General features: G+C 65.3%; 13 protein-coding genes and 1 pseudogene. 10 read left to right on the forward strand and 4 right to left on the reverse strand.

Annotation, left to right across the window (positions count from 1 at the left end; all coding sequences use genetic code 11):
• Positions 1-18: 18 nt before the first annotated feature.
• The gene (locus tag ACP7BV_RS05085) at positions 19-165 is read right to left on the reverse strand and encodes a hypothetical protein (protein WP_426102157.1); all 147 of its coding nucleotides are present in this window, start codon (positions 163-165) and stop codon (positions 19-21) included.
• A gap of 220 nt (positions 166-385) precedes the next feature.
• On the opposite strand from ACP7BV_RS05085, the gene ACP7BV_RS05090 reads away from it, so the two are divergent.
• From ACP7BV_RS05090 to ACP7BV_RS05100, 3 genes and pseudogenes are all read left to right on the forward strand, one after another.
• Positions 386-574 (forward strand): hypothetical protein, encoded by a 189-nt coding sequence (locus ACP7BV_RS05090; RefSeq protein ID WP_426102159.1) that lies wholly within the window; start codon positions 386-388, stop codon positions 572-574.
• Positions 575-853: 279 nt separating this feature from the next.
• Positions 854-1,342, forward strand: a pseudogene (locus ACP7BV_RS05095) (alpha/beta hydrolase family protein); the annotation flags it as partial.
• A 1-nt stretch (position 1,343) separates the two neighbouring features.
• Positions 1,344-1,829, forward strand: coding sequence for a hypothetical protein (locus ACP7BV_RS05100; protein ID WP_426102353.1), 486 nt, complete (start codon positions 1,344-1,346; stop codon positions 1,827-1,829).
• Here the strand turns inward: ACP7BV_RS05100 and ACP7BV_RS05105 are convergent.
• Both ACP7BV_RS05105 and ACP7BV_RS05110 read right to left on the reverse strand, forming a co-directional pair.
• Positions 1,801-3,102 carry an NCS2 family permease gene (locus ACP7BV_RS05105; RefSeq protein WP_426102161.1) on the reverse strand — a complete coding sequence of 434 codons (1,302 nt, stop codon included), beginning with the start codon at positions 3,100-3,102 and terminating at the stop codon, positions 1,801-1,803. The two genes, ACP7BV_RS05100 and ACP7BV_RS05105, sit on opposite strands and share 29 nt — an antisense overlap.
• A 37-nt stretch (positions 3,103-3,139) precedes the next feature.
• Complete coding sequence (locus ACP7BV_RS05110; protein ID WP_426102163.1) at positions 3,140-4,417, reverse strand: glycerate kinase type-2 family protein; 1,278 nt, start codon at positions 4,415-4,417, stop codon at positions 3,140-3,142.
• 100 nt (positions 4,418-4,517) lie between these two features.
• On the opposite strand from ACP7BV_RS05110, the gene ACP7BV_RS05115 reads away from it, so the two are divergent.
• The 6 genes from ACP7BV_RS05115 (at position 4,518) to ACP7BV_RS05140 (ending at position 11,323) form a co-directional block, all read left to right on the forward strand.
• On the forward strand, positions 4,518-5,435 hold the full coding sequence (locus tag ACP7BV_RS05115) for a LysR substrate-binding domain-containing protein (RefSeq protein WP_426102165.1): 918 nt from the start codon (positions 4,518-4,520) through the stop codon (positions 5,433-5,435).
• Between the two features lie 257 nt (positions 5,436-5,692).
• Positions 5,693-6,550: a c-type cytochrome gene (locus tag ACP7BV_RS05120; protein WP_426102167.1), complete on the forward strand. Its 858-nt coding sequence runs from the start codon at positions 5,693-5,695 to the stop codon at positions 6,548-6,550.
• 66 nt (positions 6,551-6,616) lie between these two features.
• Complete coding sequence (locus ACP7BV_RS05125; RefSeq protein ID WP_426102169.1) at positions 6,617-7,984, forward strand: cbb3-type cytochrome c oxidase subunit I; 1,368 nt, start codon at positions 6,617-6,619, stop codon at positions 7,982-7,984.
• Between the two features lies 1 nt (position 7,985).
• Positions 7,986-8,810, forward strand: coding sequence for a CbbQ/NirQ/NorQ/GpvN family protein (locus tag ACP7BV_RS05130; RefSeq protein ID WP_426102171.1), 825 nt, complete (start codon positions 7,986-7,988; stop codon positions 8,808-8,810).
• Positions 8,811-8,816: 6 nt separating this feature from the next.
• On the forward strand, positions 8,817-10,889 hold the full coding sequence (locus ACP7BV_RS05135; RefSeq protein WP_426102173.1) for a nitric oxide reductase activation protein NorD: 2,073 nt from the start codon (positions 8,817-8,819) through the stop codon (positions 10,887-10,889).
• Positions 10,890-10,939: 50 nt separating this feature from the next.
• Positions 10,940-11,323 (forward strand): OsmC family protein, encoded by a 384-nt coding sequence (locus ACP7BV_RS05140; RefSeq protein WP_426102175.1) that lies wholly within the window; start codon positions 10,940-10,942, stop codon positions 11,321-11,323.
• A 21-nt stretch (positions 11,324-11,344) separates the two neighbouring features.
• Here the strand turns inward: ACP7BV_RS05140 and argP are convergent, their stop codons facing one another.
• Complete coding sequence (gene argP / locus ACP7BV_RS05145) at positions 11,345-12,232, reverse strand: HTH-type transcriptional regulator ArgP (protein ID WP_426102177.1); 888 nt, start codon at positions 12,230-12,232, stop codon at positions 11,345-11,347.
• Positions 12,233-12,348: 116 nt separating this feature from the next.
• Between argP and ACP7BV_RS05150 the strand changes: the two genes are divergently transcribed.
• A complete protein-coding gene (locus tag ACP7BV_RS05150) occupies positions 12,349-12,963 on the forward strand; it encodes a LysE/ArgO family amino acid transporter (protein ID WP_426102179.1) in 615 nt (204 codons plus the stop codon).
• The last annotated feature ends 15 nt before the right edge of the window (positions 12,964-12,978 follow it).

The following is a 12,978-nucleotide window of genomic DNA, read 5'->3' on the forward strand; positions in this document are numbered from 1 at the left end:
CTCGCGACGCCGAGCGCGTCATGATCGGATGAGCGCAAGCTTGACCAGTTGCCAGCCCAGTTCGCGTCGGATTTCATCGGGCGTTGGCGGCGGCTTGGGATCGTGGGAGCGGCGTTGCAAATAGGCGCGCACTTGCTGCTTGGATGGGTGCGTCGTGTTAGCCATGACAACCCTCGCTTTCCGTTGGGTTTTGTTCAGCCTGACTGGGTCCAGGAGCACCGCCCTTGCCGCGCTCAACTTCAGTATCGAATTTCCTTCAGCACACATACTGTCCAAACGCAATATATGCCGTTTTAGTGACTGGCATGGCGCATCGTGCAAAGTGATTGAAAATGTTATTGACCGATGTTATGGTGTGCTACCTCACCATATCACAAGGATCTTTATGAAGCCCGTGCTGCACGCCCTGAAGCCACTCGCGTTGCTGTTTGCCCTGTCTGCCCTGCACGCCAATGCCCACGCAGGCGTGCTCAAGGAGCACCCCGGGAACTGGCTGGGTGAATTGAACATTCCGCAGGGCCCGACGCTAAAAAGCGGCCTCGAGATCTTCACCCGGGCCGACGGCTCGACCTAGGCCAGCTATGCAAGTCCGGACCAGGGCAGCTACGACATTCCCGTCGCCCGCATCAGCGAGGACGGCAATACCGCAGAGCTCGACCTGACTTTTGCCCAGATGACCTTGACCTGGGTTGACGATCACTTCGAGGGCGAGTGGAAGCAAGGCGGCGAAACCTATCTTGTCGACAAGCTAACGCCAGTGGCGCAGTTCCCCAACAAAACCCGGCCGCAAACGCCTGTCGCGCCCTTCCCCTACCTGGAACAAACGTTATCGATTCCAAGCAATGACGGTGTGATGCTGGGCGCCACGCTTTCTTTGCCGCGCACAAGCAAGCCGACGCTGGTGATCCTGGTGCACGGCAGCGGGCCGCAAACGCGCAACGAAGAAAACGCGGGGCACCGCACGTTTGCCGTACTGGCCGACCATCTGGCGCGCCGGGGCATCGCCGTGCTGCGCTTCGACAAACGCGGCATTTCGCGCTCCACCGGCGACTTTGCCAACCACACCCAGGCGCAACTGACCGAGGATGTGCATGCCGTCGTCGACGCGATGCGCGCGCGCAAGCAGTTCGGGAAAGTCGGCTTGATCGGGCATAGCGAAGGCCCGATGATCGCCGCCGCAATCGCTGCCGCCTACCCGCAATCGGTCGACTTCCTCGTCTCGCTGGCCGGGGTTGGACTGCCCGGCAAACAATTGATCGTCTTGCAAGACCGGCTGGCGGCCAAGGACCGGGGCGCCACTCCCGCCGAGCAGGATCGCCTGGCAGCCTACGTCGGCACGTTTTATGACATCGTCAATCGCCAACACCGACCCCGCAGCGCGGATCGCGGCGCTCAAGGCGATGCGCAGTGCCCTGCCGGCGTCGGACCAGGAATTGATCACGAAATACAAGATGACCAACGGTACGCTTTCACTCTCGATGGCAGGCGAACCGGCGCTGCGCGTGATCCTGATGGCCAATCCAGACGACAACTGGCGCGCCGTCAAGGTACCCGTGCTGGCCTTGAACGGCAGCATCGACCACCAAGTGCCGGTCGAGAGCCTGGCCGGCATTGTTGCCTCGCTCAAGGCGGGCGGCAACCGTCACGTGGAATCGGCCATACTGCCGTCGATAAACCACGCCCTGCAAACGGCGCTGACCGGCGCGGAACCCGAATATGGGACGATTGACGAAACCGTCGCGCCCGTGGTGCTGGATCGGGTCGCCGCGTTCGTCGGCAAGCAGCGCCCGGCGCGCGCACCTACCCGGCGCCCAGGTAAGCGAACTTGAACAGGAACACGGCGGCAATGACCCAGACGACCAGCCGCACTTCGCGCGCGCGCCCCGTCAGCAGCTTGAGCGCCGCGTAGGAAATGAAGCCGAACGCCACGCCCGTGGCAATTGAATAGGTGAACGGCATCGTCAGCGCGGCAATGGCGGCGGGAACGCTTTCGGTGCTGTCGCTCCAGTCGATGTCGGCCAGTTCGCGCAGCATCAGGCAAGCCACGTACAGCAGCGCGGGCGCGGTGGCATAGGCCGGCACCACGGAGGCGAGCGGCGAAATGAACAGGCAGGCCAGGAACAGCAAGGCGACCGCAACCGCAGTCAAGCCCGTACGCCCGCCCGCCTGCACGCCGGCGGCGCTTTCAATGTACGCCGTCGTGCTCGAGGTGCCCAGCACGGCCCCGGCGGCAATGGCCACGCTGTCGGCCAGCAGCGCCTTGTTCAGCCGTTCCATCTTGCCGTTGACCAGCAGGCCGGCACGGCTGGCAACACCCATCAGGGTGCCGGTCGCGTCGAACAGTTCCACCAGAAAGAACACCAGCACCACGTTGAGGATGCCGACCGACAGCGCGCCCATGATGTCGAGCTTGAACAGCGTGGCGTCGATCAGGGGAATGGGCGCCACCACGCCGTTGAACTTGTTGCCGGCAAAGAAAAAACTGAGCACCGTCACCAGCAGGATGCCGATCAAGATCGCCCCCTTGACGCGCAGTTTGTCGAGCGCGACGATGATGAAAAAGCCGGCAATGGCCAGCAAGGCGCTGGCCTGGTGCAGATCGCCCACGCCCACCAGCGTGGCCGGATTGGCCACCACGATGCCGGCGCTGCGCAGCGCGATCAGGCCCAGGAACATGCCGATGCCCACCGTGATGGCGGTGCGGATGGCGCGCGGAATGCCGTTGACGATCATTTCACGCAGTTTGAAGACGCTCACCAGAATGAACAGGCAGCCCGAAATGAACACCGCACCGAGCGCCACCTGCCACGGCAGCCCCATGCCCTTCACGACCACGTAGGCAAAATAGGCGTTCAAGCCCATGCCGGGCGCCAGCGCAATCGGGTAATTGGCATACAGGCCCATGATCAGCGTGCCCAGCGCGGCGGCCAGGCAGGTGGCGACAAATACCGCATCCTTGGGCATGCCGGCGTCGCCCAGGATCGATGGGTTGACGAAGATAATGTAAGCCATCGTCAGGAAGGTCGTCAGGCCGGCCAGCAGTTCGGTCCGCACGTCCGTGCCGTTTTCCTTCAGCTTGAAAAAATGTTCCAGTATCGACATGCCGCTCTCCTGTGCGCTCTTCTGTAGTAGGCAGAGCTTACAGCACCAGCAGCGCGCGCAGGTCGTTCACATTGGTGCGCGTGGCGCCGGTCACCACCAGGTCGCCCAGCGCAGCAAAAAAGGTGTAGGCGTCATTGTTTTCCAGCAGCGAGCGCCCATCCAGGCCGAGCGCGGCGGCGCGCTCCAGCGTATCGGGCCCGCACACGGCCCCGGCATTGTCCTCGGAGCCATCGATGCCGTCGGTGTCGCAGGCAATCGCGTACACCCCGCGCGCGCCGTCCAGGGCTAGCGCCAGGCTCAGCAAATACTCGGCGTTGCGCCCGCCGCGGCCCGTGCCGCGCACGGTCACCGTGGTTTCGCCGCCCGACAAAATCACGCACGGCCGCGCGAGTTGGAGCGCGACCGGGCGCGCGACCCGGCGCGCGAGGACGGCATGTTCGAGCGCCACCGCGCGCGCCTCGCCCTCGATCGCGTCAGACAAGATGAGGGGCGTGATGCCGGCAGCGCGCGCGAACGCGGCAGCGGCCGCCAGTGCATCCTTGGCCGCCGCGATCACCTGCACGCTATTGCGTTCAAAGCCAGGCGCGCCCGGCTTGGGCGTCTCGCCGGCACCGGATTCAAGATGCGCGCGCACCTCGGGCGGGGTAGCGATCCCGTATTCGCGCAGCACGGCCAGCGCATCGGCGCAAGTGGTCGGGTCAGGCAGCGTGGGGCCGCTGGCGATGGTGCCCGGGTCGTCGCCCGGGACATCGGAAACGAGCAGCGTGACCACGCGCGCCGGCGCGCAGGCCAGCGCCAGGCGCCCGCCCTTGATCGCCGACAGGTGCTTGCGCACGCAATTGATTGCCGCAATCGGCGCGCCGCTCTTGAGCAGCGCGCGGTTGATGGCTTGCTTGTGTTCGAGCGTGACGCCGGGCGCGGGCAGCGCCAGCAGCGACGAGCCGCCGCCCGACACCAGGCACAGCACCAGGTCATGTTCGGTCAGCGCGCCGGCCAGCGCCAGCATGCGCGCCGCCGCGTTCCTGCCTGCCGCGTCCGGCACCGGGTGGGCCGCCTCCACCACCTCGATCGTCTGGCACGGCGCGCCATGGCCGTAGCGCGTGACGACCAGGCCGGACAAGGCGCCCTGCCAGTGCAGTTCCACACTGCGCGCCATGGCGGCGGCGGCCTTGCCCGCGCCCAGCACCAGCGTGCGGCCCTGCTCGGGCGGCCGCGGTAAATGGGGCGGCAGGCAGCGCGCCGCGCCGACCGCGTCCACGGCCGCGCCAAACAAGCCTTGCAGGAATGCGCGCGCGTCTTGGGCGTTCATGTTCATGGGCCAACCTCGCAAAAAAACCTACTGTATAAACGAAGCTGCTCCCCGTCAACCTGGAATGCATGACATGGCATCGCGATTTTGTATTGTAGAATTTGCCATGTTAAAACTCAGCCTCGATGCCTTGCTCACCGTCGACACGATCGCGCGCCGCGGTTCGTTCGCCGCCGCTGCCAAGGAACTGTTCCGCGTCCCCTCGACCATTTCCTACACCGTCACCAAGCTGGAGGAAGACCTGGGCGTCAAGCTGTTTGAACGCTTCGGGCCGCGCGTGGCGCTCACCAGCGCCGGCGAAGAATTGCTCAAGGAAGGCCGCTACCTGCTCAAGGCGGCCAGCGACCTGGAAGCGCGCGTGCGGCGCGTGGCATGCGGCTGGGAAACCGAACTGACCATCGCAATCGATTCGATGCTCTCGCCCGCAGGCCTGCTGGGCGACATTGCCGCGTTCTACGACATTGCCGACCAGACCCGCCTGCGCATCGGCAAGGAAGAGCTGTCCGGCACCTGGGAAGCGCTGCTCGAGCGGCGCGCCGACCTGTTGATCGGCGCGGCGGGCGCCGGCCCGTCCGGCGGCGGTTACACTGCCGAGCCGATGGGCACGGTGTCGTTCGTCTTTGTCGTGGCCCCAGACCATCGGCTGGCGGGCGTGACCCACCCCCTCGGCAAAGCCGACCTGAGCCACCACCGCGCGATATCCGTGGCCGACTCGGCGCGCCTGCTGCAACCACGCACCGTTGGCCTGCTGTTCGGCCAGGACACGCTGGCCGTGCCCGACATGTTGACCAAATACCAGTTCCAGCGCGCCGGCATCGGCTTCGGCTTTTTACCGGAGAACTGGGTGCGCGACGACATCGCGCGCGGCCTACTGGTGGAAAAGGCGGTCGAAGAAAGCAAGCCCGATGAAACGCTGTACCTGGCGTGGCGCAGTGGCGAAACGGGCGCTGCGCTCACTTGGTGGAAGGAGCGCCTGCGGGCCGACAATCCGCTGGCGCGCATGCTGGCCTCGACGCATGTTTGAACGCCATGCGCCTTTAAGCGCGCCGTAGCGCGATCATTTTCTGTTGTTCATGCTCACCGCACGATTGAAAACGGCGCCGAAAAAAAATGCGCAAGTGATAAGCTTGACCCGGATTCTCATGGAGGTCGCATGCAACGATGGTCCGTTTCGATCAAGCTGTTTGCCTACGTGGTGGTGGCGCTGATGCTGGCAGCCATGGCCTACGCCGCCTTTACGGCCGCTAAATATTGGCCTGCAATCAGCGTGTAGCGGGCTCCATGAACAAACGTCAAGCACGCCTGTTTGCGATCGGATCGTCGCTGCTGGCCGTCGTCGCTTTCATTGGTCTGACCATCGACAGCCACCGCCAGTTCGGCAAGCTGACCAACGCGGACAAGATCACCGCCGAGGTCAGCCGGGGAAAGGATGTGTGGCACAACAACAATTGCATCAACTGCCACACCGTGTTTGGCGAAGGTGCGTACTACGCGCCTGACCTGACCAAGATCACCAAGCTGCGCGGCAACGCTTATCTGACGGCCTACATGCGCGACCCGTCCAAGTTCTACGACGAAACGCGGCACCGGCGTTTGATGCCCAAGCAAGACTTGAGCGAACGCGACATCAGCGACCTGATCGCCTTTCTCGATTGGATCAGCAATGTCGACAACCAGAACTGGCCGCCGCGCCCGCTGCTGGTCACCGGATCGACTTTCCCCGGCACCGATCTTGGCGTGGGCCAGAGCACTGCAGTGGCACAGGCCGGCGCACCGCCGGCGGCGCGGCCGGTCAAAGGCGGCGACAATCCGATTGCGCTTGGCGAACGGGTGTTTCGCAGTGCCACCCCGGCCTGCGCCGCCTGTCACTCGATCGCGCCCGGGGTGAACATGGCCGGCCCTTCGCTTGCCGGTCTGGTCGCGCGCACCGAGGCCATGCTCGCGGGCGGCGCCTACAAGGGCAAGGCGACCGACGTTGCCGGCTATATCGCCGAATCGGTGCGCAATCCCAGCGCCCACCTAATCTCCGGCGCCATGTATTCGGCCAATGGCGTCTCGTTCATGCCCGACACCTATGGCAAGTCCCTGACGCCGGGGCAGATCGAGCAGTTGACCGCTTACCTGACTTCCCTGAAATAACCCGAACCGCAAGCGCCATGGCCCCGCCATGCCGGTTGTAACCGATGCCCCTGCTGGAGTCTTGCCATGAGATACAAGTCGCAATCCGTCGCCTACTGGTATTTTGCCGTGGCCCTTGCCCTGTTCGGCTTGCAGCTGGTGTTCGGCCTGCTGTCCGCCACCAAGTACCTGGGACCGGATCCCCTGCTGTATATCCTGCCTTTCGACGTCACCAAGGTGATCCACACCAACCTCTTGATCGTCTGGGTGCTGGCCGGGTTCATGGGCGCGACCTACTGGATGGTGCCGGACGAGTCGCGCACCGAACTGCACAGCACCAAGCTGGCTTACATCCAGCTTGTTTTGTGGGTGCTGATGGGGGTAACCGCCATCATCGGTTACCTGTTTCGCTTTGGCACCGGCAACAAGCTGCTGGAACAGCCGCTGCCGCACAAGATCGTCATCGTCATCGTGATGCTGATGTTCCTCTATAACATTGGCATGACGATCCGCAAGGCGGGCCGCCTGACCACCTCCGAAGGCGTGCTGATCGGCGGCCTGGGCCTGGCCGCGCTGCTGTATCTGCCCGCCTTGCTGCACTATGAAAACTATACCGTGTCGATCTACTACCGCTGGTGGACCATCCATTTGTGGGTGGAAGGCGTATGGGAAATGATCCAGGGCGGCTTTCTGGCCTACCTGCTGATCCGGCTTTCCGGCGCCGACCGCGAAGTGATGGAAAAGTGGCTGTATGTAATCGTCGGCCTGGTGTTCATCGCCGGCGTGCTGGGTACGGCCCACCACTACTATTGGGTGGGCGTGCCGAGCTATTGGCTGCCACTGGGCGGCTTTTTCAGCGCGCTTGAACCGCTGGCGCTGATCGGCATGGCCATCTTTGCGTACTCCACCATCCGCCGTTCCGGCATGGCGCACCCCAACAAGCTGGCCCTGCACTGGACGGTGGGCAGCGCCGTGTTTACGCTGTTTGGCGCCGGCCTGCTGGGCCTGGCCCATACTTTTCCGTCAGTGAACAAGTGGACCCATGGCACCTTGATTACCGCCATGCACGGGCACGCCGCCTTTTACGGCGCGTATGCCATGATCGTGCTGGCCATGATTACCTACGCCGCGCCATCGCTCACGCGCCGCCCCGAAGAGGGCACTGCCATGGGCTACTGGTCGTTCTGGCTGCAGCTGGGCGGCATGTTCGGCATGACGCTCTCGTTTGCCACGGCGGGCATCGGCCAGGTCTACCTGGAGCGCATCATGGGCCTTGGTTTTCTCGACACCCAACTGAAAATCCAGATCCACTTCGTCATGCTGATCATCACCGGCTCCATTTTTGCCGTCGGGGTCGCCTTGTTCATCATCGATTTCTTCCGCCACGCGCCACGGTTCGAGGTGTCGACCGAACCGGAACCGGCCTTGCGTCCGGTCCAGGCCAGGGGCGCCTGACTTGAACGATCGCATCGACCCCGACCTCGACCTCGACCTCGCAGCGCGCGCCGAAGCGCCGTATTACCTGCCCAGCGGCGGCGAAGTAGCCCTGTTCGAACAGTGCCATGCGCGCCAGCTGGCCGTCATGCTCAAAGGGCCGACCGGCTGCGGCAAGACCCGCTTTGTCGAGTACATGGCCTGGCGCCTGGACCGGCCGTTGATTACCATCTCTTGCCATGACGACTTGAGCGCGAGCGACCTGGTCGGGCGCTTCCTGATCGGCGCCCAGGGCACCGAATGGCACGACGGCCCGCTCACGCGCGCAGTGCGCGAAGGGGCAATTTGCTACCTCGACGAAGTGGTGGAAGCGCGCCAGGACACGGTGGTGGTGATCCATCCGCTGAGCGACCACCGGCGCATGCTGCCGATTGACAAGACCGGCGAACTGCTGCCTGCCGCGCCCGGTTTTCAGCTGGTGGTTTCCTACAACCCGGGCTACCAGCGCATGCTCAAGGACATGAAGCCGAGCACGCGCCAGCGTTTCGTCGCACTCGACTTTGCGTTTCCATCGCAAGAGCAGGAAACGGCCATCGTCGAGCGTGAAGGCGGCGCCCCATACAGCCTGGCGCACGCGCTGGTGACACTCGGGCGGCGCCTGCGCACCCTGCAAGACCGCGGCCTGGCCGAAGTGCCCAGCACGCGCCTGCTGATTGCCGCGGCGCGCCTTGCAAGCAGCGGGATTGCCGTGCACCAGGCCTGCTACGCGGCGATCGTGGCGCCGCTGTCGGACGAGCCTTCGCTGGTCGCCGCCATGCGCGACCTGGTCGACGCCAGCTTCGTCTAGCCGGCCATGGCCGAGGCGGAAGACGTTATTACCGATGCGGCGCGCCACGCCACGGTTTTCGTACGCGCCATGTGGCAGCGCCATCGCGCCTCGGCATCCGCATCTGCACCGCGCCCGCTTGCGCTGCATGACATGGCCGCGCGCCTCGACCTGCTTGCCAGCGCCGTGTTCGGCCGCAATTTTACCGTGCGCGTGGCGCAGACACCCGCGCCGCCGACCTGGCTCAACAAGCTGTTTCTGCGCGGCCAGGCGCCGGCCCAGGGCGCCGCCTTGCCCTGCACGGACGGATACAGCATCTGGCTGCCGGCCAGCTTTGGCGCGGACTTGAACGACGCGGTGGCAACCCAGCGTTACCGGGTCGTGATGCTGCAGCAAGCCATGCGCGCCGTGCGTGGCAGCGCCCTGCACTGTCCGTTTGATGCTTCCCCCTTGCTGCAAGCACTGTTTCTGGTGCTCGAAGCGCGCGCGGCCGACGATGCGCTGGTGCGCCTGCTGCCCGGCATGGCCGCGCCACTTGCGGCCACGCGCGCCCGCGCGCTGCGCGAGCGGCCACCGTTGTCGGCCTTTGCGCCTGCGCTGCAGGTGCTTGAACGGCTGGTGCGCGCCGTGCTGAACGCCGCGCCCGGGGCACCCTTGCCGAGCGCCAGCGTACCCGGTCTCGACACCGGCGGCTTGCGCCTTCCTGCCACGGCGGGCGAGGTGCTGGACCAGGCCCGACAACTGCATCGCATGTTGGGCGCGTCGGTAGGCAGCGTGCGCGGACGCGTGCTATTTATCGATTGCTGGAGCGGCCAGTTGCGAGCGGCGCCAGGCGCGCCCGCGCAAACCGGACTTGCGGAGCACGCCGAGGACGCCGCAGGGGGCGCGCCGCGCGCCGCCCGTCTGGCGCGTCGTCCAACTGTTCGCCCGCCAGGCGAGGACGAAGACGAAGACGGGCCGCCAGGCCCATCCATGGTGCAGACTGCGCAGCCGCACGAGCAGGCCGAAGACCCGATGGGTTTGCAGCGCCCGACCGACCGCGATGCCACCAGCGCCGCCCAAGACTTTGCCGACTCGCTGGCCGAACTGCCGGAGGCGCGCCTGGTCAGTTCGCCCGCACCGCCGAAAGAAGTGCTGCTGTCGGACGATCCGCCCGAAGCGGCTGTCCGCCAGGCCGGGGCCGGCGCCGGCGCCGCGCAAGCTGACGCCGAGCAGCGCCACTATCCCGAATGGGATTATCGCAGCCAGGCTTACCGCGAACCCGGCGCCACTGTGCTGCTGTCGAGCGCGGCGCCGGGGCCACGGCAATGGGTGGAGCAGATTCTGGCCGAGCGCGGCGCCATGCTGCGCGAGATCCGGCGCCGTTTCGAGCTGTTGCGCGCGCAGAGCACGCGCCTGCGCAAGCAGCTCGACGGCGCCGAGATCGACATGCAAGCCTGGGCCGACAGCCAGGCGGACTTGCGCGCCGGGCTGCCGCTGGCGCAGCGCCTGTACCAGTCGGAGCGGCGCGCACGGCGCGACATGGCCGTCATGCTGCTGGTGGACGTGAGCGGCTCCACCGATGGCTGGATTGCACAGAACCGGCGCGTGATCGATATCGAGCGCGAGGCGCTGCTGCTGGTGTGCATCGCGCTCGACGGCATGGACGAACGCTTTTGCGTGCAGGCATTCTCGGGCCAGGGGCCGCAGGGCGTGGTGGTGCGCAAAATCAAGGACTTCGGCGAGCGCTATGACAGCACGGTAGCGCAGCGCATTGCCGGCCTTGAGCCGGAAAAATATACCCGCGCCGGGGCCGCCATTCGCCATGCGTCTGCCGTGCTGATGGCCGAGCCGGCCGAGCATCGGCTGCTGTTGCTGCTCTCGGACGGCAAGCCGAACGATGTGGACGAGTATGAAGGGCGCTACGGCGTCGAAGACATGCGCCAGAGCGTGACCGAGGCGCGCCTGCAAGGCATTGCGCCGTTTTGCCTGACGGTCGACCGGCAAGCGGCAAACTACCTGCCGCTGGTGTTCGGGCCGCAGCACTATGCGCTGCTGCCGCGCCCGGAACTGCTGCCGCTGATCTTGCTCGACTGGCTGCGCAAGCTGATGAGGCCTTGACAGCGCGTACATGTTGGATAATAGGTCAATATCCCGACCAGGAGCTGGACATGGAAATCAAGGTTCATCGCGGCGCCGGCAAGCTGCAGCACGTCATCGAGATCGGAGCGCACCAGGTGCTCACCGACGAACCGGTGGAGTTTGGCGGCGAAGATACCGGCCCCGCCCCGCACGACTTGCTGGCCGCGTCGCTTGGCGCCTGCACCGCGCTGACCGTCACGCTGTATGCGCGCCACAAGCAATTCGACTTGCAGGATGTCCAGGTCCGCGTAGAGCACGAGCAACAGGACGGCGCCTACGTCTTCACGCGGCACATCCATTACGTGGGCCAGCTGGACGACGCACAGCGGGCGCGCATGACGGCGGTGGCGAACAAGTGCCCGATCCATAAGCTGTTGTCCGGCAAATTTGCGATCGTCACTGAGGAAGAATAAAGGTAAAACTCGCCTTGACGGTCATTGCAGCAAGACTGCGCGGGCGGCGGCGACCACCTGCGCGCTGAGGCGCTCGAGCTTGGGCGACTGTACGCGCCAGGAATGCCAGTACAGCATCACGTCAGTCGGTTTGTCGGGCGCCAGGTCGACCAGTTTGCCCTCCTCCACGTCGTTTGCATACTGCTGCTCGGGAATCATGCCGTAGCCCAGCCCCAACCGCACCGCGTTGGCGAAGGCATCGCTGGCAGGCATGTAATGACAGGGGTAACTTCCCGGCGGCAAGCCCAGCTCGCGCAGCAAAAAGTCCGATTGCAGTGTGTCCTTGCGGTCGAACACCATCAGCGGGGCCACGCGCGCCGCTTCGCGCTGCAAGCCGTCGGGAAACCAGGTCCGTGCGAAGGCGGGACTGGCCAGCAATCGGTAGCGCATCACGCCCAGCGTCTGCACCTCGCAGCCGCGCAGCGGCTCGGCGTGGCTGGACACGCCGGCCAGCGCCAACCCCTGCGCGAGCAAGGTGTAGGTGTGGTCCTGGTCGTCGAGCATGATGTCGAGCAGGATGTATTCGCGGATCAGGAAGTCGGCCAGGCCCGGCAGCAGCCAGGTGGCCAGCGTGTCGTTGTTGACTGCCAGCGCCACGCTGAGCGGGCGCGCCGCGTTCTCGCCGCTGTCGGCGATGAATTCGTCTTCCAGCAGGCGCGCCCGGCGCAGATATTGCACCAGGCGCTGGCCGGCGGCCGTCGCCCGGCACGGCTTGCTGCGGATGATCAGCGGCATGCCCAGCTCGCTCTCCATCGCGCTGACCCGCTGCGACACGGCCGACGCGGTCAGGTGCAGCCGCACGGCCGCCTGTTCGAAACTGCCGCTGTCGATCACGGCCAGCAGCGCTTCCCCCTTGCGAGCATCGAGCATGCCATGCCTCCAACATTAACGAATCTTAATTATACTGAGATAAATTAAATTGCCTATGTTTGCCGCCTGCTGGACGGCAAAATGACTGTCATTGACCACGCTGACAGGCAGACACCATGTTCGACCTCACCATTTTCCTGAACGGCTCCGGCGTCGCCGCAGGCCTGATCATGGCCATCGGCGCCCAGAATATCCACGTGCTGCGCACCGGCATCCGGCGCCAGCACGTGGGCTTGACCATCGTCACCTGCATCTTGATCGACGCCGTCCTGATCGCCTTGGGCGTGGCCGGCGCCGGTACGTTGATCCAGTCCTCGCCCACGCTGCTGTCGGTGGCCAAATGGGGCGGCGCCGCGTTCCTGCTGTGGTACGGCTTGCGCAGCTGGCGCGCCGTGTTCGCCGACGGCGCCATGCAGGTGGCGCTCGACCAGGTGCGCACCACGCGCCGCCAAGCCTTGCTGCAGGTGCTGGCGCTGTCGCTGCTCAACCCCCACGTCTACCTCGACACGGTGGTGTTGCTGGGTGCAATCGGCGCCGCCTTTCCCGCCCCCGGGCGGCCATCCTTCGTGGCGGGGGCGGTCTGTTCGTCGGCAATCTGGTTCACGTCGCTAGGCTACGGCGCGACCCGCCTGTCGCGCCTGTTCGCCAAGCCGCTTGCCTGGAAGTGGATCGACGGCATCGCCGGCACCATCATGCTGGCCTTGTCGGCCTCGCTGGCGGCCGGCGCCTGATGCTGCTTGACTCCA

Source organism: Massilia sp. TSP1-1-2 (assembly GCF_049896185.1).
Taxonomy (GTDB): Bacteria; Pseudomonadota; Gammaproteobacteria; order Burkholderiales; family Burkholderiaceae_D; genus Telluria_A.

Coding starts and splice junctions, on each gene's coding strand:
- ACP7BV_RS05085 (WP_426102157.1), bottom strand. CDS start 165: ATGGCTAACACGACGCACCCATCCAAGCAGCAAGTGCGCGCCTATTTG.
- ACP7BV_RS05090 (WP_426102159.1), top strand. CDS start 386: ATGAAGCCCGTGCTGCACGCCCTGAAGCCACTCGCGTTGCTGTTTGCC.
- ACP7BV_RS05100 (WP_426102353.1), top strand. CDS start 1,344: ATGACATCGTCAATCGCCAACACCGACCCCGCAGCGCGGATCGCGGCG.
- ACP7BV_RS05105 (WP_426102161.1), bottom strand. CDS start 3,102: ATGTCGATACTGGAACATTTTTTCAAGCTGAAGGAAAACGGCACGGAC.
- ACP7BV_RS05110 (WP_426102163.1), bottom strand. CDS start 4,417: ATGAACATGAACGCCCAAGACGCGCGCGCATTCCTGCAAGGCTTGTTT.
- ACP7BV_RS05115 (WP_426102165.1), top strand. CDS start 4,518: ATGTTAAAACTCAGCCTCGATGCCTTGCTCACCGTCGACACGATCGCG.
- ACP7BV_RS05120 (WP_426102167.1), top strand. CDS start 5,693: ATGAACAAACGTCAAGCACGCCTGTTTGCGATCGGATCGTCGCTGCTG.
- ACP7BV_RS05125 (WP_426102169.1), top strand. CDS start 6,617: ATGAGATACAAGTCGCAATCCGTCGCCTACTGGTATTTTGCCGTGGCC.
- ACP7BV_RS05135 (WP_426102173.1), top strand. CDS start 8,817: ATGGCCGAGGCGGAAGACGTTATTACCGATGCGGCGCGCCACGCCACG.
- ACP7BV_RS05140 (WP_426102175.1), top strand. CDS start 10,940: ATGGAAATCAAGGTTCATCGCGGCGCCGGCAAGCTGCAGCACGTCATC.
- argP (WP_426102177.1), bottom strand. CDS start 12,232: ATGCTCGATGCTCGCAAGGGGGAAGCGCTGCTGGCCGTGATCGACAGC.
- ACP7BV_RS05150 (WP_426102179.1), top strand. CDS start 12,349: ATGTTCGACCTCACCATTTTCCTGAACGGCTCCGGCGTCGCCGCAGGC.